We start from the raw sequence: 22,449 nt of genomic DNA, 5'->3' as shown, positions 1-22,449 counted from the left end.
TTCTGAATGAGGCAGCTAAAAATCAGTAAACAGATTACCAACAGAGAAAGCCAATCCTTGGACAAATACCTTCAGGAGATTGGAAAGGTAGATTTGTTAACTGCAGACGAAGAAGTTGTTTTGGCAAAGAGGATCCGAGAAGGAGACCAATTGGCATTGGAAAAGTTAACCAAAGCCAATCTTCGATTTGTGGTTTCAGTAGCAAAGCAATATCAAAACCAAGGACTTTCTCTGGGTGACTTGATCAACGAGGGAAATTTGGGATTGATCAAAGCTGCACAGCGATTTGATGAAACCAGAGGATTTAAATTCATCTCTTATGCGGTTTGGTGGATCCGTCAGTCTATTTTGCAGGCGCTTGCTGAGCAATCTAGGATTGTACGTCTACCCTTGAACCGAGTAGGATCATTAAACAAAATTTCCAAAACATTCAGTGAGCTCGAGCAAAAGTTTGAGCGGGAGCCTTCTCCGGAAGAATTGGCTGAAGTGCTCGAAGTGACTGCTTCTGAGGTCGTGGATACCATGAAAATTTCTGGTCGCCACGTCTCCATGGACGCGCCTTTTGTACAAGGTGAGGAAAACAGTCTTTTGGACGTTTTGGAAAATGACGGGGATGAAAAACCTGATGATGAACTGATGAACGACTCCCTCCGAAAGGAAGTGCAGCGGGCATTATCTACACTCACTCAACGTGAAGCCGATGTGATCACCCTTTACTTTGGACTAAACGGAGAGCAAGCCATGACTTTGGAGGAAATTGGTGAGAAATTTAACCTCACCCGAGAGCGGGTAAGGCAAATCAAAGAAAAAGCAATACGAAGGCTAAGGCATACTTCTAGGAGTAAGACACTGAAGCCTTACTTAGGTTAAGAAAAAGGGGAGGCGACTCCCTTTTTTATTTTTTACCCAACCTAAGACCCGGTGGCGGATTTTATAGGATAAGAGTCACATTTGGGAATTTTAACAATTGGTAGTTTTGTTACCATCCATTATTTGTCAAATTTTACCCGATTTAATACTTCTTTAAGATGAATCAAGACATTGAACGAGTAAAGGTGCTGATCGTAGGATCAGGGCCTGCAGGATATACTGCAGCTATTTATGCTTCTCGAGCGGGATTAAATCCTGTGCTTTACACTGGTGGGCAGCCCGGTGGTCAATTGACCATTACCACTGACGTGGAAAACTACCCCGGATATCCCGATGGGATCATGGGGCCTGAGATGATGGAAGATTTCAGAAAACAGGCCGAGCGATTTGGTACCAAAGTGAGATACGGAATGGTCACGGCAGTGGACTTCAGCAAAACTCCTCACGTGGTAACCGTCGATGATCAGGTGACCGTGCATGCGGATACGGTCATTATTTCTACCGGAGCCTCTGCCAAATGGCTAGGACTGGATAGTGAAACTCGTCTCAATGGTAAAGGGGTTTCTGCCTGCGCAGTTTGTGATGGGTTCTTCTTTAGAGGTCAAGATGTGGCCATCGTAGGGGCAGGAGATACAGCCTGCGAAGAAGCCTCCTACTTGGCAAATATCTGCAGCAAAGTATACATGATCGTCCGAAGAGATGAAATGCGTGCTTCCCAGATTATGCAAAACAGGGTCATGAACAATCCCAAAATAGAAATCCTTTGGAACACTGAAACAGAGGATATTCTAGGAGACGATGAAGTAACAGGAGCAAGAGTCATCAATAATGTCACCAAAGAAAAAAGAGATTTGAAGATTTCTGGCTTCTTTGTTGCTATTGGTCATCAACCAAATACCGAGGTATTCAAAGACTACATCCACATGGACGAGTCCGGCTATATTAAAACTATTCCTGGAAGTACCAAAACCAATGTAGAAGGCGTTTTTGCTTGTGGAGATGCACAAGATCATATCTATCGACAAGCCGTGACGGCAGCCGGAACAGGCTGTATGGCGGCCTTGGATGCTGAGAGGTATTTAGCTGCATTGGAGAATCATTAAAAAGCATTCATGAAGTATCCACACCTGATACTATGTATAGGAATATTTTTGAGCATTGGTCTACATACGGCCAATGCTCAAATTTTTCCAAAAATCATTAAAAAGAGTAAATCAGAGACTATTACCGTTCCTCAGGAGCGAGGAAGTATCGAATTGAGAACTTTTGATCAGGATAGCTATCTCCAATCTTTAAGTTCTATCACCGATTCCCTTATTTTTGAAAATAACGTGAATTTGCGAAAATCACGGTCTATTATCGCAGAGGATCAAAATCTGATGATCTGGGCACCCACCAATCGTTTGATCAAAGTATCGGAGCAAATTCAAATTGACAGTATTTGGGTGACCGCTTTTGAATATTATTCTGCCTGGGATTCCAAGAAAGTGGATATTTATAATTTTGATGTCCGAAAATTTCAGGATACGGTCAATCTCCGTCTTTACGATCCTTTTTTTGGCTATGAATGGAAAATGCCTTCCGAAATCATGAAAATCAATTCATCCTATGGTCCTCGCTGGGGAAGAATGCACTATGGGACGGATTTGGATCTGAACACCGGTGATCCGGTTTATGCTGCATTTGATGGCATAGTCAGGGTGCGATCCTATGACCGATATGGTTATGGTTATTTTTTAGTTATTCGTCATAAAAACGGACTTGAAACGCTCTATGGGCACATGTCTAAATTGATCGCCCATGTCGGGGATGAAGTCAAAGCCGGAGATATTATTGGTAAAGGAGGAAGCACGGGACGAAGTACCGGGGCACATTTGCATTACGAGCTGCGGTATCGGGGACTCCCTTTTGATCCTGAGTTAGTGTATGATTTTCCCAGTGGAAAAATCAGATTTCAGGATTATCAAATTACTCCGACTACGTTTAATCAAGTAGCCAAAGCGCGAACGGCCGCTTATCATCGGGTAAAAAGAGGGGATACCCTCGGTGGAATCGCCAGAAGATATGGTGTCTCCATTAGTACAATTACGCGATTGAATCGAATATCCACGAGAAGTATTCTCAGAATAGGTCAAAATTTACGAGTCAGATAATTCCATGAATAAATTAGATATTTTAGTAATCGCAGCTCACCCTGATGATGCTGAGCTTGGCTGTTCGGGTACCATTTTAGCTCAGGTTTCCAAAGGGTATAAGGTGGGAATTGTGGATTTGACAAAAGGTGAAATGGGCACACGGGGGACTCCCGAGATTCGGTTGAAAGAAGCCGATGACGCCGCAAAAATTCTCGGTCTTTCGGCGAGAGAAAATATGGGATTTAAGGATGTCTTGTTTTTGGATGATGAGGCGCATCAATTAGAAGTGATCAGGGTAATTCGCAAATATCAGCCTGAAATCGTACTGGCTAATGCCATTCGTGATCGGCATCCCGATCATGGAAAAGGAGCAAGTTTAGCTACCCATGCTTGCTTTATGAGTGGGCTTCGCAAAATCGAAACCGAATACGAAGGGAAAAATCAGGAAGCCTGGAGACCCAAATTCGTGTATCATTACATTCAAAATAATTACATCGAACCGGATTTTGTGTTTGATATCACGGACCATTGGGAGACCAAAGTCAAAAGTATTTTGGCCTATCAGTCCCAATTTCACGACCCAAGCAGCAAAGAACCGGAGAGCTTTATTTCCAACCCGGACTTTTTGCCCTTTATCGAAGCCCGGGCTCGGGAAATGGGCCACCGTATTTTCAAAACTTACGGAGAGGGATTTACCGTCGAGCGAATGATCGGAGCGGATGATCTATTTGATCTGAAATAAACATCATGGAGCTAGTCTCGATATTTCCCAATGACTTGGAGTGATATTTTCGTAGAGGACCCGGTCATGAAGGCGGCTGGGTCGTCCTTGCCAAAACTCGATTTTATGAGGAATTAATCGAAAACCTCCCCAGAAAGGTGGCCGTTTGATTTCTTCCTTGGCAAATTTATCTTCCATTTCTTTTAGCTTTTGATCAAGAATCTCACGAGAAGCTATTTTTTCACTTTGGGGTGAAGTCCAAGCTCCGATTTGTGATCCAAGAGGTCTGCTGAAATAATATTCATCTGATTCTTCAGGACTGATTTTTTCTACTTTTCCAAGTACTCGAACTTGTCGCTCCAGTTCGGCCCAGAAAAAGGTAAGTGCTGCTTGTGGATTCCGAATCAGTTCCTGTCCTTTTTCACTTTCATAATTGGTAAAAAAGACAAAGCCATGATCGACTTCTTTAAGCAAAACTATTCGCGCATTGGGATAGCCATTTGCGCCAAGGGTAGATAAAGTCATGGCATTGGCTTCGAGGACTTGGGAATCTATCGCCTCTTTCATCCAGTCTTTAAACTGAACCATTGGATCATCGTGTACGTCATTTTTATCCAGTGATTTGAATGAGTATTCTTTTCGTATTGAGGCTATATCCATGGAGATTTAAAGTTTTTATCAGATAAGTATTGGATAACTGAGCTGAGTTTTAACGCCCAACTAATGATCTTGCAATCGATTTAATGCTTTAACTGGGAGCAAACCTATTTGTTTGTCTTCAATTTTTGATGAATTACACGCCCAAGGGGCGTTAATTTTTTCTACAATAAAAGTACGATCAGCATTGCATTTATAAAATTTAGGCATATATTTTTATTTCCAACCATAATCGATTCTGTATGAGTATTGACAAGATTCCCGACCTTTCGGCTGGTGATTTATTGATCTCAGAGCCTTTTTTATTAGATGAAAATTTCACTAGATCCGTTGTGCTGCTCTGTGAGCACAATGCGGAAGGGAGTTTTGGACTGATATTAAACAAACCATCAATCTTAAAGCTTTCTGAACTGGTCGAAAGCTTGTCTTTTTTGGACAAGGAAGTCTATGTCGGAGGCCCTGTCGAGCAAAACACCCTTCATTATATTTATCAGGGAGATCAAAAACTCGAAAAAAGTATCAGCATCGGACTCAACATGTGGTGGGGTGGCAATTTTGAAGAACTGGTTTCAGGTTTGAAATCAGGGGAACTTGATCCCGCGGATTTCCGCTTTTTTCTGGGCTATTCGGGCTGGGCCCCTGATCAGTTGGTCGAGGAGTTAAATGAAAATACCTGGATTGTTTGTAAAGATGCGCTGGACGAATTTACGCTGCAATATACACCTGACGAACTCTGGAGAAAGATCCTACTCAACATGGGAGGAGATTTTAAGCTTCTCGCAAATTATCCTCTTGACCCAAGATTAAATTAGGCAAAATCCCTACTTTTGCCCATATTGCCTCGAAATTTAGTGTTTTTATGACTGAGAAAAACGAAGATATGTCTGAAAAAGACAAGGTGACCCAAGCAGCTGAGCAACCGGATGTAAAGGGTAAAATTGAAGGCCCCAATACTGAAGCCGAGAATCAAACGGCCGAAACTCCCGAACGGGAAGTCGATGCTTCTTTAGCGCAATCTGAAGAAAGTAATGAATCGACTGTCCCGGTATCAGATAATGCTGAAGAGAGCAAAGAGGAGCCGTTAGAAAATACCGATGAGGATCATGATGAGGAGAGTTCGGAGGAAGAAGAACACCACGAAGAAGAACTCGACCTGACCGGACTGGACAAGCTTCAACTGCTCCAAGTCCTAAAGGATAAAATAAAAGAAAGTACCAATCCGCTCAAGTCCGACCGGGTGATCAATGAGATCAAGGCGGCATTTGATGACATTACCTCCAAAGAGCGAGAAGAAGCTAAGGAGAAATTCAAGGCCGAAGGTGGTGCTGAAGATGATTTTGATTTTCGTCCTTCCGATGAGGAGCGAGAATTCAATCAGTTTTATTTCGAATTCAGAAAACAAGTATCTACTATCCGCAAGGAATCTGAGCGTCAAAAAGAGAAAAATTTTGAAGCGAAAACAGATATATTAAATCGACTTCGAGACTTAGTAGATGGAGAGGAGACCACACTGAGCATGAATGCCATCAAGGCCATTCAGGATGAGTGGAAAACCATCGGTCCGGTCCCTTCCTCACAAAATAAAAACCTCTGGGCGAGCTACAATGCGCTGATGGATCGTTTTTACGACAATCGAAGTATTTACTTTGAGCTCAAAGAACTCGACCGTAAAAAGAACTTGGAAAGTAAACTGGAGCTTTGCCAAAAGGCCGAAGCCCTGCAGAATGTTCCTGACCTGAAAGAAGCCATCAAAATGCTCAATGATCTCCATGAGGAGTTTAAGCATATCGGTCCGGTACCCAGAGATGAACAGGAAGCCCTTTGGCAACGATTCAAAAAAGCCTCAGACGCAGTTTACGATCGCAGAAAGGAATTTTACGACAGTCAGAAAGAGGTCTTTAAGAAAAATCAGGAAGCCAAAGAAGCCTTGATCGAAAAGCTCGCGGCATTTACTGAGTTTAAAGCAGAGCGGATCAAAGAATGGAATACCAAGACCAAGGAAATTCTAGAAATTCAAAAAGCCTGGGAAAAAATAGGACAGGTTCCACGGGAAAGCGGTAGGGAAATCAACAAAGCCTTCTGGTCTGGTTTCAAGCAGTTTTTCCAAAATAAAAATCACTTCTTCAAAGAACTCGATGAGATCCGCGCGAGCAATCAGGCAAAAGCGGAGGAACTGATCCAAAAAGCGGAGGAGCTCAAAGAATCCACCGAATGGCAGGCTACCGCAAATGAATTGATCAAATTGCAGCAGGAGTGGAAAAAACTTGGGCCAACACCCGAGAAAAGTCGGGATGGATTGTATAAGCGGTTCAAAAACGCCTGTGATTCCTTCTTTGAAAACCGGAGAAACTCCAATAAGCAGGCAAATTCTGAATACGAGTCAAACTATAAGAAGAAGAAAGAAGTCTGCGAAGAAATCATCAAAGCTTCTGAAGGAGAGAACCCAACCGAGGAGGAATTGACCGAATTTGTAGCCAAATTCAATGAGGTAGGATTTGTGCCTCGCAAAAATATGAAGGATATCCAGGCCCAGTTCAAATCCGCGGTGGATACCTACTTAGAAAAACTCGATCCGGAGAATTTTGATCGGGAGGATTTCTTGTTCCGATTAAACCTGAACAGAATTCAATCTGATCCGAATGCGGTGAAGACTTTCAATAAAAAGGAGCATGGAATACGGAAGCAAATTTCGGATTTGGAAAACAACATCACCCTGTGGAAAACCAATTTGGAGTTTTTTGCGGCGTCCAAAACTGCCGATAAACTCAAGGATCAATTTGATGTGAAGATTCAAAAAGCCGAAGAAGAGATTGACAAGCTAAAGAAGCGATTGTCAATTTTGAGAGAATTCTAAATCAATCTTTCTCAGAATAAGCGAGATAGGCCATTTCTTCAAAAAATCAAATCCCAGTATTTGGTGGCAATGAAATGAAGGCCTATATTTGCACCACAATAAAAGAAAGGCCTCTTTAGCTCAGCTGGTAGAGCAACTGACTTGTAATCAGTAGGTCGCTGGTTCGATCCCGGCAAGGGGCTCATTTAACAAAGCACTTAGATTTTTCTAGGTGCTTTTTTTAATGCCTTTTTATGTGCTGTAGTGTCGAAGGCCAGGATCAGGGATCAGGGATCAGTCTGAATATCTGGGGAGGTAAATTTTTATCGTTTTGTCAAACATTTCGACTTCCTACCTTTGCCAGCGAGGCAGGCGCTCAATGTGACAAACTTCACTTTTGAGACAACCTCATTATTTCCTATAATCAATCATTCAATTCTTGATCCTGAAATGCCTCTCCGCCGTGGCGGAGATCAAACTTTTCAATACTTGTGCGCCGAGGTGTAGCCGCGGGTTAAGGCTGAGCTTGCGAACCCAAACCCGTGGGATTGATGGATAAAAGGTCATGGTTTTCCCGACCCCGAAGCGGGTCAAACTAAACGATGATCATTTTTTCACCTTTCAAAATGTTCAGCCTTTCGAAGTTAATGCGATCATCGTGGAAACAAAAAATTCGTGAATTCGTGGCTCCCTTTTTTAAGCCACGAATGCACGAATAAAAATCCTTGCTTTGGTCTGTATCTCATCGGCCACTTTTACTTTCTGTCCACGTAAGCCCGAATAAGATAAATTCCTGTTCGTGTGGACACGAACAGGGGCGGGGAAACTTCGTGAAGACACGAATCGGAGCGGAAGGTAAGAAATAAGAGTCGAGAGATAAGAAATAAGAGAGAAGACCGATGGAAATGAAACTTGGTTTTTCGCTGAATCCACCGAAAACCATTCGTGAATTCGTGGTCCCTTTTTAGCCACGAATGCACGAATTAAAATCCTTGCTTTGGTCTGATCGGCCACTTTTCCTTTCTGTCGACGTAAGCCCGAATAAGATTAATTCCTGTTCGTGTGGACACGAACAGGGGCGGGGAAACTTCGTGCAGACACAAACCGGAGCGAAAGCTAAGAAATAAGAGCCGAGAGATAAGAAATAAGAGAGAAGACCGATGGAAATGAAACTTGGTTTTTCGCTGAATCCACCGAAAGCCATTCGTGAATTCGTGGCCCCTTTTTTAGCCACGAATTCACGAATGAATTTAGGTTAAGGCTACTTCCTAAGCCGCTTACTTTTTACTCAAGGTAAACTCCGGCAAATGCTTGATTTTTCCGCCTTCCATCGCAGATTCATGAGCCAAAATCCCAACACAGGTGATATTGGCAGACTGTCGGGCATCGGGATAGGGGGCACGCTCATCCGTCAAGGCGACCAAAAATTCATGCACTAAATGGGGATGGGATCCTCCATGTCCGGAACCCTGAATAAAGGACAAGTGCTGATTTTCATCCTGGTCATAGACTCCTTGTGTGGTGAATGAGGCGATTTCATCCGGAAGCAAATGTGCATAATCCGGAATCTTCACCCGCTCGGGAACTTCGCCGGTATGAATTACCGAATCCTCATGCTCGATCAGGGTCCACTCAAAGGATTTTTTGGAACCGTAGACATCGAAGCTTTCCCGATACTGTCTCGCCGTATTGAATAAGGATCGGGTCACTTCAGCCGCCAAATCGGAATCTTTTAACTTAATATGGCAGGTTTCGATGGCGAAAGGTGACCCATATTTTGGAATCAGATTTTCGTCGATTCTACCCGAGCCTAAGCAAGAAACGTATTCAGCTTCCCCTTTGGGCAAAGCCAACACAGGACCTACGCAGTGTGTCGCATAGTGCATCGGAGGGAGGCCTTCCCAGTAGCCGGGCCATCCGGCCATTTCCTGCTGATGGGAGGCTCGGAGAAACTGGATTTTGCCCAATTTCCCTTTTTCATACATCTCCTTGACAAATAGAAATTCGCGAGAATAGACCACGGTCTCCATCATCATGTAGGTCAGACCGCTTCGCTCGGTCTCGGCTACGATTTGGCGGCATTCCTCGACTGTGGTGGCCATAGGCACGGTGCAGGCGACATGCTTTCCGGCACGAAGAGCCTTTAGCGATTGTTCCGCATGATTTTGTATCGGAGTATTAATATGCACTGCGTCAATATTGGGATCCTTCAGTAGCTCGTCATAATCGGTATAGACGTGTTCGATTCCAAAAGCTTTCCCAATGGCTTCGGCTTTTTCTTGGTTTCGCTGACAGATTGCATACATATTGGCTAGCGGATGCTTTTGGTAGATCGGGATAAATTCCGCTCCAAAGCCCAAGCCGATGATGGCGATATTGATAGGTTTTTTACTCATGTGTATGTAGTTTTTTGGGTTTTAAAAAGATGTAAATTGTTGGATGTCACCCTGAGCTGCCGGCCCCAAACTTGTTTTGGGGGATCCGAAGGATGACACTATTTTGCGTTTTAGATTTATTTTGAGGCCCATTTCTTAAGAAATTCCAGTCCTTCTTTGGCAAAGCCATCCTGAGAAGGTACCAGCGGTTTCCAAATACATACCGCACCGGCGAGTTCTTTTACGTCCGGAGTAAAACTCTCAATGGAAATAATTCCGCTGTAGTTGACCGCTTCCAATCCTCTTTTCCAAGCATCCCAATTGGTCTGTCCCGTTCCCGGAGTACCGCGGTAGTTTTCGGAAACCTGCACATGAATCAGTTTGGTCCCCACCGTTCGGATGGCCTGCTCGATACTGGGTTCTTCGATATTTAGGTGGAATCCATCCAAAAGCGCTTTGGCCTCTGGTTCATTGATATCGGTAATGAGCTGCATCAATTCCTCGGCGGTATTGATTAGATCCGTTTCGAAGCGGTTGAGCGTTTCCAATGCGATATCCAACCCGTGCACCCGTGCACGTTCACAGACTTTTCGCAAATTGATCACGGCCCGGTTCCATTCCCTTTTTTTCTGTTCGGGAGAAACTAATCGGGCTTTTCCCACGGCTGAGTACATCGGGCCTGCAACAAATCCGGCACCAAGTTCAGCAGCGATGTCAAAGCATTGGTCCAAATAATCAAAGCAAGTTTGATGATAGCTGGGATCCTCGTGTGTCAAGTCTCTGCTTGTCCCAAAAGCCCCGCAAATTACCACTTCCAGACCATGATCCGCTAGGGCTTTTTTGACTTCACCAATGGATATTAATGAAGGGTCTTCTACGGGGATTTCGACAGCATCATAGCCGAATTCCTTGATTTTCGGAAATAATGAAAGGGTTTCTTTATTGAAAGGGGAGGTCCAGAGCCAAGTGCTCACCCCGAATTTTACGTCTAAAGCCATCCTTATTCTACTTTCATGATTCCGTTCATAATTCTCCAGTGACCCGGTACGGTACAGACAAAAGGATATTCTCCTGGCTCGGTAGGGGCGGTGAAAACCAAGGATTCTCTTCCTTCGGGATCTACGAGGGCAGTGGCCACAATCACTTCAGGGATCTCAGGAACATAGTTTTGCTCGGCACCTCTAGGATTTCTCGCCAATTCGTCCGCTGCATTACCGATGGCATCCATGCTGCCTTTTTGCCCGATGACCAAGTTATGCTGCATAAAGTCCGGGTTTTCGAAATCGATGGTGACTTGTGATCCTGCTTTCACGGTAAATTCTGCTTTGTCAAATTTCATTTCATGAGGAATGACGCTCAGTTTGATCATTGAAGTTCCGTTTGCAGTGATAGTAGCCTCAGCTGAGGATTCCTCTGAACTGAGTTCAACTCCGGGTTTGGTCAGCGAAAGCGTAGATTTATTGTTCAGTCTTCCTGCAAACCACCAGTCACCTTCATATTTACCCACCACATTTCTACTGTCATTTCTGCCCACGCGAACACTCTTTGGACTGAGTTCTTCTTCGAAAAGTCCAGACACTTTTGCAGTACCGATTTCATTGCCGTTGATGGATAAGCTCATTGAGCCGTCTTCTTTGAGGCTGGCATTAATGACAAACTGATCTTCAGGGAGATTTTTTTGAGAACTGATGATGGTTTGCCGATCGTTTTGTACTATCGCAAAATGCAGGGCGTCCTGATAGATGTACAAACTGTAGCCATTGCTGTTGTTTCCTTGGGCGACCAAGACCCCTGCCAGCGGATTATCTCCTTTGGAAATAATCATGCGAAGGTCGATTTCCTTGCCAGCCACATCAGGTGGGAAAAGGATGGAATTTCGCTGATCCAGGGGATATTGCTCGCTGATTAAGCTTCGGCTGATTCGGTCCGCAAGGGAAACTTCTTCATCGGCATTACTGCTGCTAGCCATGGAGATCTCCCTTTTCGAAAACTCGGTAGGATGAGAAAGTACCGCAGCAAACATCGCCTGCGGCAAATAATTGTCTTCAGCATTGGTTTGATCCTCAGCTAGCGGAACGAGCGCTTTGGCTGCATCCTCTGAGAATGGCATTTCAGCAATCGTTAAGAAGGCTTGCTTTCGGGTATGAGCATCATCATCTTTCAAAAGATCGGAGGCCAAAATCGCCTTCAGTGCATCAGGAGAGTTAGGAAGAACTCTCAGTGCATTTTTTCGAACAGATGCAGAGGGATGACGAAGGGCCTTTTCTACCACCATTTCCGCCTCGCGGTTGCTTCCGTCCAAAGCGCCTAGACCTTTCAGAGCCCAAAGTGCATGAACTGCGGCAGGACTCAAGCCGATTTCGTCTACCTCTTGATTGCTGATGAGTTGATATAATTCAGGAAGGAGATCCTGCATTTGATTTTCGACGATCAATCGCTGAGCAGTCATTCTCCAAAACATATTGTCACTGTTTAGAGCAGCGATAAGCTCCCCATTATCCTTGTCTTGGAGGTCAAATCGCTCTGCCTCTTTGGCTCCTTTGTAAACCAATCGATAAATGCGGCCATGTTTGGCATCGCGAAGCGGATTGATGTAGGCATTTCCTTCTCCATTTTCAAAACCTCTTGGAGTAGGATTGTGCTGAATGATAAAATTATACCAATCCGCAACCCAAAGTGCGCCATCCGGCCCCACTTCAGCATGAACCGGTGAAAACCATTCATCCGAACTGGCCAGGATGTTAAAGCCGTTTTTCTCGGTAAATCCTGATCCCTCGGCATTGATGATGGCATTGTGTAAGATCCTTCCGGTTGGTTCAGCTACAAAGGCAATTCGGTTCCAATATTCCTTTGGAAAGTCTCTGGCCGTGTAAAAATTATGTCCAGCTGCTGCAGTATAGCTCCCATGCCAATCTACCTGACGCAAAAACGGAGTCAGGTGCGGCATGTCATAGTGGGAATCGATCCCGTGAACGGTATTGGCCGAGCCTTGGTAGATCGGGCGTCGGACATATTTGTTGGCCATAGAAAAATACACACTGTGCTGTCCATTGGCGGTAGAGATGAAAGTTTCAAAATCTTCTGTAAAACCCAATCCCCAGGTGTTGTTGGAGGTATTACCGAGGTATTCGAGATTTTCACCATTGGGGTCAAAACGGTAAACACCCTGTCCAAAATTAAACTGCTGACCGCTGACTTCCCCGTTGAATCCCGAATATCCCAGTACTCCCCAGATTTTATTGTCAAATCCATATTTGAGATTGGATGGTCCTGCATGGGTGTCACTTTTGCCCCAGCCAGTCATGACCACTTCTCTGACATCCGCTACATCGTCACCATCGGTATCCTTGAGGAAAACAAAGTCCGGAGCCATGGAAATCAGCATGCCGCCATTGACCGGAGTGATTGAAGTGGGGATATTTAGATTATCAGCAAATACGGTTACTTTATCTGCCTTACCATCACCATCGGTATCTTCGAGGATTTTGATTTTGTCATTTCCGCCTTCTTTTCGGACTTCATTTGGGTAATCGGTCGTTTCGATCACAAAAAGTCTTCCCCGCTCATCCCAGGTCATGGCGATCGGATTGATAATCATGGGTTCGGATGCAAATAATTCGAGTTCAAATCCCACCGGAACCTGCACGAGCTTTTGACTTTCTTCTGGAGAAAGTGGTAGCTGAAATCTCGGTGCCGGATCTCTTCGCTCGTAATTGGGGATTTCTGCGTCTCGGAATTCCGTCTGCGGAATTTCATATGCAGCTAAGAGCTCTTGAACTTTGTCTCCGACAGCCCAAAGGATGCCATTGGCAACAATTTGCTGAAACTGGTCTTTTTTCCAAGTTCGCTCATCATGTCCGTAAGCCGTATAGAATACCCTTCCTTTGCCTTGCTCACGGGTCCAAGTGTAGGGTTCTCGACCCTCTTCATCTACCCGCTCCATCAGGATATGCATATCAGGATTGACCGAGGTGTGTACGTAGGTTTCATCCCAAGTTTCAAATTCTTCGATTCCCTCCATGATTGGATGGGAGGGATCCACGATTTCTGCTGTAAAATCGCCAGTACCGTGTCGGCTAAACTGACCCCCTACAGTCTCTACAAACCAGTCTGAGTTTCTAAAGCAAAAGGAAGCACTGTGGATAGGGATTAGGGCTTTGCCACCTTCTACATAATCTTTCAGCGCGCTTTCCTGCTCAGAAGTGATTTCATCATGATTGGCATAGATCATCAAGCCATCGTAATTATTGAGTTTCTCGGCATTGAGATCGTTGGGATCTGTGGTGTAGGTGAGGTTGATTCCTTTTTGAAATAAAGGAGTGCCGAGATACATCATCAACTTTTCGGAATTGTGGTGCTCGCTTTCATGGCCGAGCACAAGAATTTCGACTCGCCGGGGCTCGGTCATGGACAAGTAAGATTTTTTGTCCGAGCAACCTGCTAAAGTCAAAATTCCAAGTACAAAAAGCAGTAAAATGCTTTTGAAGAAATTTGGGTTATTCATGGGTTTATTTTTACGGTAATTTCGATCTACTATATTCCATAAAAAACACGACTCTGACTTACTGTATTCTGTTGAAATTTGACTGTATTTTGATTATTTTTATTAGATTTCAAAAAAAATATCGCATAACTAAGTGAAGAAACCAGTCAAAAAATCAAGGATTCCAGAAGACAAAGCTTTTGTAATCAGGGAGTTAATCGCCCCTTATTTTGATGTGAATTGGCATTTTCACTCTGAATATCAGTTGTTTACAGCGCTTGAGGGAAGAGGAACCCGTTTTATCGGTGATCATGTGAGAGGCTTCAAAGAAGGGGATATGGTATTGACCGGACCTAACTTGCCCCATTTATGGAGAAATGATCAGGCGTATTTTGAGCCCGGTTCAACCCTAAAAACTCATGGTATTGTCATCTATTTTCCAGAGGATTTTTTGAGAAATTCGGTCTTCGAACTCGAGGAATTTGAATCCATTGCGCTGATGCTACAAAAATCCGAACGTGGAATAGAGATATTTGGCAAAACCAATCAGTGGATCAAATCCCAAATGATTGAGCTCCTCCAAGAAAGAGGGGTGGAACGGATCATTCGTTTTATAAAAATATTGGAGGCAATCGCGACATCCTCAGAATGTAAACAAATTGCTGACGCGGCCTATATCAATACCCACAAGGAGTCCGAAAAAGACCGCATGGGACAGGTCTATGAATATGTCATGCAGCACTTTCAGACAAAAGTCAGCTTGGAAAAAGTTGCCGAACTAGCCAATCTGTCTCCGAGTGCCTTTAGTCGTTTTTTCAAAGCCAGGGTAAATAAATCGTTCTCTGATTTTTTGACTGATCTGAGGGTTTCTCATGCCTGCAAACTTTTACACGATTCGGATTTGAATATCAGCGAAGTGGCCTACAAAAGCGGTTTTTTGACCCTTTCTAATTTTAATAAACTTTTTCGCGAACGCATGAATCAAACTCCAGGTGAATATCGACGGGAATTTTTGAGCAGTTTTGGCAGCTAGACTTTATCTACCAGATCTTGGTAATAGGATCCACTGACGGGGACTTTGTGTGACCCAACCCAAACCTGATGTCGCTCAATTTTTTGGACAAGATGTTTATTGACCAAATAGGAGCGGTGCGATCGGATAAAATATGCGGGCAGGATGGTTTCTACTTCTGTCAGCGTCATTCGGCTAACGGCTTTTTGGCTTTTGGATTGGAAGGTTACATAATTCCCCTGCGCCTCGCAAAAATGTAACTCATCAAAATCAATTCTGATTTGCCCTTCGGCCGTCTTCACAAAGGTATATCGACTGTCTGAAGCTGGATTGAGATCGATCCATTCCTGGGCTTTTTGGCAAGCTTTGAGAAAGCGGCTTAAACTAAAAGGTTTAAGCAAATAGTCCAATGCATCCAATTCAAATCCCTGAACGGCAAATTCTGAATAGGCTGTCGTAAAGACAATCAAGACATCTTTTGGAAGTAAAGTTGCCACATCAATGCCCGAAATATCCGGCATATTGATGTCTAAAAAAACCAGTTGGACGGGATTGTTTTTCACATACTCCAACCCCTCAATGGCATTAGTAAATGTGGACTCGATTTCTATAAAAGGAACCCGCTCAGCAAGAGATTTGATCACCTCCAGCGCATAGGTTTCATCGTCAATGGCGATTGATTTGATCATTTAGTGGTGAATTTGAACCGAAAAATGGACAAAGAAATCCGAATCATTGCTTACGATATTCAATTGATGACGATTGGGATAGACTAAATTTAGCCGTTTTTTTAGATTGTCAAGTCCGATTCCAGAGCTTTCGCGTGAGTTTTCCTTGGATTTGACCGGATGCACACTGTTGACTAGGTCCAGGTGTAGCGAACCCGAAATACATCTCAAATTCAAGCGTATCCATGATTTTTCTTTGGTGGATATCCCATGTTTAAAGGCATTCTCCACAAACGGAATGATGAGCATCGGGGCGATTTCCCCTTTGCATTCCGAAGCATTGATTTGGAAGTCCAGGTCCAAATTGGCTTGATTGCCGAATCGAAGCAACTGAAGATCGATGTAGTTTCGGAGGTAGTCGATTTCCCGGGATATAGGAATTCTCGGCAGTTGATTTTCATGAAGCATAAAGCGCATCATATCGCCCAGTTTCTGAATCCCATCAGAGGTTTTTTCGGCCTTTTCCATCAGTGAACTGGCATAGAGCGTATTCAGTGCATTGAACAAAAAGTGAGGATTGATCTGCGAACGAAGAAATTCCATATTAGCCTGACCCTGATCAACTTGATAGGTGAGTTCTGTGATCTGACCCATATATACTTCAAGTTTTTTAAAAATTAAAGAAGTTAAAGGGAAGAAAATCAGCTGAATAAAAGCAACCACACCTAGGCCGCCTACGAAGAAAATTTCCTCTTGATTTTCCTCCACAGAGAAGATGAGAAATATTAGTAGAATTAAAGCTACCAAACCCCAGTTGAACAAACGGGCCTGTGCAATTTTGCCTTTTTTTCTTTTCCCGTAAACCAAAAAGTAATTGTAAAGGCTAGAAATAAAGATTCCAGGTAAGAAAATTCCAAAAATGATGGAAGGCCCGGGGCTGGAAATCGGATCTAATTGAATCAGGAAAAATAAGGTGAAGAGGTAACTTAAGAGGAGACGAGAATAATTATAAAATTGGAAATCGCGAAGTTTGGGAGGGGTCAAGGCCTGACTGAGTAGGTGTGCGCCAATTTGGTAACAGGCATAAAGAACAATAATTCCCAGAAAAAAAGTAGGAAAAGGATTTTTGATTAACTCCCCATTGAAGCCAAAAAGCGCACTAATGCCAAAGGCAACCAATCCTGTCAAAAATATCCAGATCATGGAGGGCCACTTTCGCATTTCCCGTATGAATTTAGGAATCAGAACCATGTGGATGAGATGAAATCCAGCATAAAGTGTCCCCAAAATCACCAGTCGACTGACAAACTTAAAAATGACCTGTGCATTGTCATTGTAAAATTTAGGGCGATACCCAAAAAGAATAAACAGGAAAGCGATAAGGGTTGCCGTGGTGACGATCCACCATTCGATTTGTCGAAAATCAAGACTTTTGGATTTCATAAGGGCTTGGATGGGGTTTTTGGATTAAGAGCAAAGAATTAAAAAGAGATTATATAGCATTGCGACCAAAATCAATGCATAAAATACTCGTTTCGTTTCCATGGCTTTTTTATTTTTTGAATAATTCTGGTACAAGCTTAATCCTTGCCGAAAAGCCATTCAAATCTATGTGACGAAAAGGGGGATATTGGGGATAGATTTCAAAATTATCCTGAATGGAGTGGATTAATCAAAGGGAAATCCCAATAAATCAATATTCCATAGCCAAGGAAGGATAAAATAAACCATCAAGGTAACCAGTAGGATCGACAGGATATTCAGCCAAAAGCCGGCTTTGACCATGTCTTTCATTTTCAGAAAACCAGAACCAAATACCACGGCATTGGGCGGAGTGGCTACCGGCAACATAAATGCACAGCTTGCCGCTAGGGTGGCACCGATCATCAACCCAAATGGGTGAAGGTCTAATTTTAAGGCAACAGACGCCAAAATCGGCAAAAGCATGGATGCAGTGGCGACATTGGAGGTGATTTCGGTAAGAAAATTGACGGAGGCCACGATGACCAAAAGCAAAACAAAAAATCCAACTCCTTCAATTAGGGTAAATTTCTGCCCGATCCACTCGGCTAATCCTGTGGCTTGAAAGCCTTCGGCCAAAGCTAATCCACCACCAAATAGAATCAAGATGCCCCAGGGAATATTTTCGGCTGTTTTCCAATCCAGAATTCTTTTAGTTTTAGTTGAATCGGGGAGGACAAAAAGGACCACCACACCAGTCAATACAATAATGGTATCATTGATGGCTGGGATCAAGGGTTCAAGTAGATACTGTCTAAAAATCCAAGAAAAACAGACTAATCCAAATACAATTAAAACGGATTTTTCTTCAAAAGTCATCCGTCCGAGTGAAGTCAATTGATCCCTGACGATGGTATTGGCATTGGCGAGTTTAAATTTTTTGGGAAGGGGATTGGCATATTGAATTAAATAATACCAGGTTACCATAAGAAGAAAAAGCGATAGGGGAAGTCCAAAGAAGAACCACTCGTTGAAGCCGATGGTGTAGTCGTACAGTTCATCAATAACAGCGACAAGAATCGTATTGGTAGGAGTCCCGATTAGTGTGGCGATTCCACCAATAGAAGCACCGTATGCAATTCCGAGCATGATGTTTTTGCCAAGATTCAGTGAAAGGGGTTCATTATTTTGAATCTGATCCTGAAACTGTTTGACCACTGCCAAACCGATAGGCAGCATCATTAGGGCAGTGGCTGAGTTTGAAATCCACATCGATAGAAATCCCGTAGCTAGAATAAAACCCAGAACGATCGTCCTTAGATCCGTTCCGATCAAATTGATGATCGATAACGCGATTCTACGGTGCAGGTTCCATTTTTCGATTCCTGTAGCCATCAGAAAACCACCCATATAGAGCATGACTGTAGGGTGCATGTAATTTGCCGAAGTGTCAGCAATCGGTAAAATTCCAAACGTAGGCATAAAAATTAACGGAAGGAATGCCGTAGCTGCAATGGGTAGTGCTTCAGTAATCCACCAGATCGCCATCCAAACAGCCAATCCCAGCATGGCTAATCCTTCGGAGCTTAAATCGGGAGTTTCTGCCAAAAAGAGAATTAAAAGGAAACTAACAGGACCAAGATAAAGTCCCAAAGTCGATAAGCTGATCTTCATTCGAGAGGGTGGGTTTCGGCGATTGATTTTTCAGGTTGGAAGATAAATATAATCTGGAAAATATCAGGTTTAAAAATATTTACTTAACATAATATAAATTATGTAACAAAATAAATCAACTGAATTGGGGACAATCAAGCCAATTTCAAACTCAACAAAGGCTACAACTGAAAAACATTCGTTTTCGGCCTTATTTCGAAGTTAAGGGATCAAATGAAATGAAAATACCGATTACGCAGGCAGATTTTGAGGTTTTGTAGTAATCAAAAGAAAGAATTGATGTAGTGTAAAATGAGGTATTTTGAAACAATCAAGAGTAAGTTACATCGATTTTTGTTTGACAGGGTCTTTCAAAAATTTTAACAAAAAATACTTTTATAATAAAACTGTTATGAAATACTTCTACCTAACAGCGCTTGTTTTCTTAGTTGCGATCAAGTCAATAGATGCACAAAGCTCCCAAGTAACCATCCATGAAGATGAAAGCGGAATGAGGCTTCAAGTGGATGGAAAGGACTTTATGGTCAACGGCATGAATTGGGATTATTTTCCCGTGGGCACCAATTTTAATTATAGTCTTTGGCGACAGCCGGATGACATAATAATGGCTGCGCTTGACACGGAAATGTCTCTTCTCCGAAACATGGGAGTTAATTCTGTACGAATTTATACCGGTATTCCTGCCAAATGGATTACTTATATCTATGAGAAATACGGGATTTATACTATGCTCAATCACTCTTTTGGCAGGTATGGCCTGACACTGGACGGAGGCTGGATGGAAAACACGGAGTATTCTGACCCCAGAGTCAAGGCGCTTTTGTTGAAAGAAGTAACAGACATGGTCCGGCAATATCAAGGTACACCCGGTCTCCTACTCTATCTTCTTGGCAATGAAAATAACTATGGATTGTTTTGGGGAGGCGCAGAGACGGAAGACATCCCGATAGAAGATAGAGAATCTACGATCAGGGCGGTATCTATGTACAAATTGTTTAATGAGGCGACCTTGGCCATGAAGGAAATTGATCAAAATGTGCCCATAGCCATTTGCAACGGAGACTTGCTGTTTTTGGAGATTATCAAAGAAGAATGTAAGGACATAGATATTTTCGGTACCAATATGTATCGAGGGGCTTCATTTGGTGATGCATTTGATCGGGTTAAGAACGAATTAAACAAGCCGATACTTTTTACAGAGTTTGGAGCTGACGCCTTTAATGCAAAGGAAAATGCAGAAGATCAGGAATCTCAGGCTTTTTACATGGTCAATAATTGGAAAGAGATCTATGAAAATGCTGCTGGACTGGGAAAGGCTGGTAATTCCTTGGGAGGTTATACTTTTCAGTTTAGCGATGGCTGGTGGAAAACCGGTCAGACGATAGAATTAAACATTCATAATACCGAAGCTTCCTGGTCCAATGGAGGATATTCCCATGACTTTGTAGAAGGCGAAAATAATATGAATGAGGAATGGTTTGGAATAGCTGCCAAAGGCCAAACTACTCCTCGGGGACTTTATACGCTTTATCCGCGTGCTGCTTATTATGCCTTGCAAAAAGCACATCAGTTTGATCCATATTCTGGTAATATGAATCTTCAGTCTTTAACTAATCACTTTTCCTCTATAGATTTGATTGAGTACGTTTTGACGGCTCGAGGGGACAAAGCTGCTTTGCAAGGTGAACAGGCTAAACTTTTATCAGTCAGTGAGTTTAGAGCTGAATTATCTACCTTCAATACCGGTGGAAAATTAACCACTACTCCAGAAAGTCCCGACCCGGATCAGATTACTTTTCCCAATCAGCAAGGATTTGATCATTTGCAGTCATTTTTTGTGGGAGTTAAAGCTAATCCCTCCAGTAATGTCCGCGCAAATGTATCCTTCAACGTCCTTGGAAATGTGGCACTGAACCCCATTGATGAGATTTTCTATGAAACTCGAGGCAGACCCGTTACCATTCAAACCCAATCAGGTACTCAGGTTGCCGATGCATTGGGTCGTTTGGCGGTCTATCAAGCAGATTATACCTGGAATCATGAGCTTTTTGATCTGAATGGTTTTTACCGAACCGGCCATTATCATTGGGGCTATGAAGGTGATTTTTTCGGACTTTATCCAGAAGCTAACTATGGGCCAAATATTGATATTTACAATGCCTTGGCGCCATCAGGATTGGAGCTTTCTGGAAAAAAACTGTTGGACGGCCTAAAGGTAGCTTTTGGTAGAGAACTATGGTGGGGAGCCAACCCCTCTGTATTAGTGAAATATAGAAAACAACTGGGGAATATTGCTTTATCTGGTATTTTTCATGAGGACCTTGATGATCCGGGAGTAGCGATCAGTTCGATTGCCATTCCGCAGCCGCGAACTCGAAGGTTGACTTTGGCGACAGAAACCATATTTTCTGAAAACTTCAAAGTCGAGCTTGGTGGTATTTGGGGTGGACAACCCCTAGTAGGAAGGGAATTTCAGATCCTTCGTAATGAAAATGGAAATTTTGAAACCTTCACAGATCGAATCAGACCTAGTGATTTATGGGGAGGTAAAGTCAAATTTTCGTTTACCAAAGGTAAAATCAACTGGTATGGTCAGGCTGCCTCTCAGGGCCTAGTAGCCAATGGCGGCGGAGACTATACCAGAACTTTCACCGGATGGTCTCTAAAAGATGCCGGTAGCGGAAACAAAAACAATGTGCTTACCGGATTTACCTACACGATGGGCAATTTTCAGATAGCTCCTAATTTTATGTGGCAAAAACCACTGGTGGATCCTATTCCAGGTGATATCGGAGGTCCTGCCCGACCAAGAAATATTTTGGAAGATCCCTTCGTCGTACGGTCAAATAGAGAAACGGTGGCAGGTGAACTGCTCCTAACCTTTGATCCCACACCAGGAACATGGATGTACGAATGGGACAATGACATGCAAGAAGATGCTCCTTTTGCGGCTAGTTTGGGTTTTGTGTACAGACACTTACCCACTACCATGGATGCAGCCATTATTTTTCCAGGAACAGGTCGTGTTCCGGTAGCGGCAAATGGAGCACCACCAGCTTTGGATTTGTGGGAAATCAACACCCGGATCGTGTCCAAAGTAAATTCAAGATTTGGGATAATCGCCAATCTATACGGAGGAAACGGCCAGGCAAATGGGCCTGATCCTAGAAGCATTGAACGGATCGGGGGCGATGTCAGAATTCTTTACAAAGATTTAAAGTTTTCCTCCTTCTTAAAGTTTAATGATTGGGGTCCATTTGATTTTCACCGAGATTTTAACCTGACATTCCCCGTTCAGGTGATGGCAGACATCTCTACTTCTGTGGGTAAGCAAGAGTGGTACATGCTTCCCAATACCACGATGGGTGTCCGATTTACTTGGCGATCATTAGATCAATATTCTCCACGATACAATCCAGCACAAACGGTCGATGTCAGTGGAAATATTATACCTGACCCTACTGCAGTTGGTTTTCCCAATGGAAATGAGTGGGAATTGAGAACCTATGTTCATATCTACATCGGGAAATAATGAAAGTCGCAAAGCCGAACAGCATAGC

Annotated in this window: 15 protein-coding genes and 1 tRNA gene; 9 read left to right on the top strand and 7 right to left on the bottom strand. The window is 43.3% G+C overall.

The genetic code is table 11. The annotated features are described in order from the left end of the window. Positions 1–6: 6 nt before the first annotated feature. The 4 genes from BM043_RS05935 to bshB1 all read left to right on the top strand — a co-directional run bounded on the left by BM043_RS05935 (position 7) and on the right by bshB1 (position 3,747). A complete protein-coding gene (locus BM043_RS05935) occupies positions 7–870 on the top strand; it encodes a sigma-70 family RNA polymerase sigma factor (RefSeq protein WP_087938112.1) in 864 nt (287 codons plus the stop codon). A gap of 158 nt (positions 871–1,028) precedes the next feature. Continuing rightward, positions 1,029–1,973 carry a thioredoxin-disulfide reductase gene (trxB, locus tag BM043_RS05930; RefSeq protein WP_092789751.1) on the top strand — a complete coding sequence of 315 codons (945 nt, stop codon included), beginning with the start codon at positions 1,029–1,031 and terminating at the stop codon, positions 1,971–1,973. A gap of 9 nt (positions 1,974–1,982) precedes the next feature. Next, positions 1,983–3,023 carry a peptidoglycan DD-metalloendopeptidase family protein gene (locus tag BM043_RS05925; protein WP_092789750.1) on the top strand — a complete coding sequence of 347 codons (1,041 nt, stop codon included), beginning with the start codon at positions 1,983–1,985 and terminating at the stop codon, positions 3,021–3,023. A gap of 4 nt (positions 3,024–3,027) precedes the next feature. Next, complete coding sequence (bshB1, locus tag BM043_RS05920) at positions 3,028–3,747, top strand: bacillithiol biosynthesis deacetylase BshB1 (RefSeq protein WP_092789748.1); 720 nt, start codon at positions 3,028–3,030, stop codon at positions 3,745–3,747. Between the two features lie 3 nt (positions 3,748–3,750). Here the strand turns inward: bshB1 and pdxH are convergent, their stop codons facing one another. Then, positions 3,751–4,386: a pyridoxamine 5'-phosphate oxidase gene (gene pdxH, locus BM043_RS05915; protein WP_092789746.1), complete on the bottom strand. Its 636-nt coding sequence runs from the start codon at positions 4,384–4,386 to the stop codon at positions 3,751–3,753. Between the two features lie 239 nt (positions 4,387–4,625). On the opposite strand from pdxH, the gene BM043_RS05910 reads away from it, so the two are divergent. From BM043_RS05910 to BM043_RS05900, 3 genes are all read left to right on the top strand, one after another. Further along, entirely contained in the window at positions 4,626–5,195 is a 570-nt protein-coding gene (locus BM043_RS05910; protein WP_092789744.1) for a YqgE/AlgH family protein, read from the top strand. A 47-nt stretch (positions 5,196–5,242) separates the two neighbouring features. Continuing rightward, positions 5,243–7,237, top strand: coding sequence for a DUF349 domain-containing protein (locus BM043_RS05905; protein WP_092789742.1), 1,995 nt, complete (start codon positions 5,243–5,245; stop codon positions 7,235–7,237). Positions 7,238–7,346: 109 nt separating this feature from the next. Further along, positions 7,347–7,419 (top strand) — tRNA-Thr (locus BM043_RS05900). A gap of 1,074 nt (positions 7,420–8,493) precedes the next feature. Here the strand turns inward: BM043_RS05900 and BM043_RS05895 are convergent. From BM043_RS05895 to BM043_RS05885, 3 genes are all read right to left on the bottom strand, one after another. Next, complete coding sequence (locus BM043_RS05895) at positions 8,494–9,612, bottom strand: Gfo/Idh/MocA family protein (protein WP_092789740.1); 1,119 nt, start codon at positions 9,610–9,612, stop codon at positions 8,494–8,496. 116 nt (positions 9,613–9,728) lie between these two features. Continuing rightward, positions 9,729–10,589 carry a sugar phosphate isomerase/epimerase family protein gene (locus tag BM043_RS05890; RefSeq protein WP_092789739.1) on the bottom strand — a complete coding sequence of 287 codons (861 nt, stop codon included), beginning with the start codon at positions 10,587–10,589 and terminating at the stop codon, positions 9,729–9,731. A gap of 2 nt (positions 10,590–10,591) precedes the next feature. Continuing rightward, positions 10,592–14,095 (bottom strand): PVC-type heme-binding CxxCH protein, encoded by a 3,504-nt coding sequence (locus tag BM043_RS05885; protein ID WP_092789737.1) that lies wholly within the window; start codon positions 14,093–14,095, stop codon positions 10,592–10,594. A 133-nt stretch (positions 14,096–14,228) separates the two neighbouring features. On the opposite strand from BM043_RS05885, the gene BM043_RS05880 reads away from it, so the two are divergent. Further along, positions 14,229–15,107, top strand: coding sequence for an AraC family transcriptional regulator (locus tag BM043_RS05880; protein WP_092789735.1), 879 nt, complete (start codon positions 14,229–14,231; stop codon positions 15,105–15,107). On the opposite strand, the gene BM043_RS05875 is transcribed toward BM043_RS05880, so the two are convergent. The 3 genes from BM043_RS05875 to BM043_RS05865 all read right to left on the bottom strand — a co-directional run bounded on the left by BM043_RS05875 (position 15,104) and on the right by BM043_RS05865 (position 18,889). Further along, the gene (locus tag BM043_RS05875) at positions 15,104–15,775 is read right to left on the bottom strand and encodes a LytR/AlgR family response regulator transcription factor (protein ID WP_092789734.1); all 672 of its coding nucleotides are present in this window, start codon (positions 15,773–15,775) and stop codon (positions 15,104–15,106) included. The genes BM043_RS05880 and BM043_RS05875 overlap by 4 nt on opposite strands. After that, entirely contained in the window at positions 15,776–17,197 is a 1,422-nt protein-coding gene (locus BM043_RS05870) for a sensor histidine kinase (RefSeq protein WP_092789733.1), read from the bottom strand. It abuts the gene before it with no gap. Between the two features lie 225 nt (positions 17,198–17,422). Then, positions 17,423–18,889 carry an SLC13 family permease gene (locus BM043_RS05865; RefSeq protein ID WP_092789731.1) on the bottom strand — a complete coding sequence of 489 codons (1,467 nt, stop codon included), beginning with the start codon at positions 18,887–18,889 and terminating at the stop codon, positions 17,423–17,425. A 391-nt stretch (positions 18,890–19,280) separates the two neighbouring features. Here BM043_RS05865 and BM043_RS05860 point away from each other — a divergent pair, with 391 nt between their 5' ends. Continuing rightward, positions 19,281–22,421 carry a glycoside hydrolase family 2 TIM barrel-domain containing protein gene (locus BM043_RS05860; protein ID WP_092789729.1) on the top strand — a complete coding sequence of 1,047 codons (3,141 nt, stop codon included), beginning with the start codon at positions 19,281–19,283 and terminating at the stop codon, positions 22,419–22,421. Positions 22,422–22,449 lie beyond the last annotated feature (28 nt).

The organism is Algoriphagus hitonicola, from assembly GCF_900113375.1.
Classification (GTDB): domain Bacteria; phylum Bacteroidota; class Bacteroidia; order Cytophagales; family Cyclobacteriaceae; genus Algoriphagus; species Algoriphagus hitonicola.
Note: the sequence above shows the minus strand (reverse complement) of the source record. Positions and strands in the feature narration are given on the sequence as shown.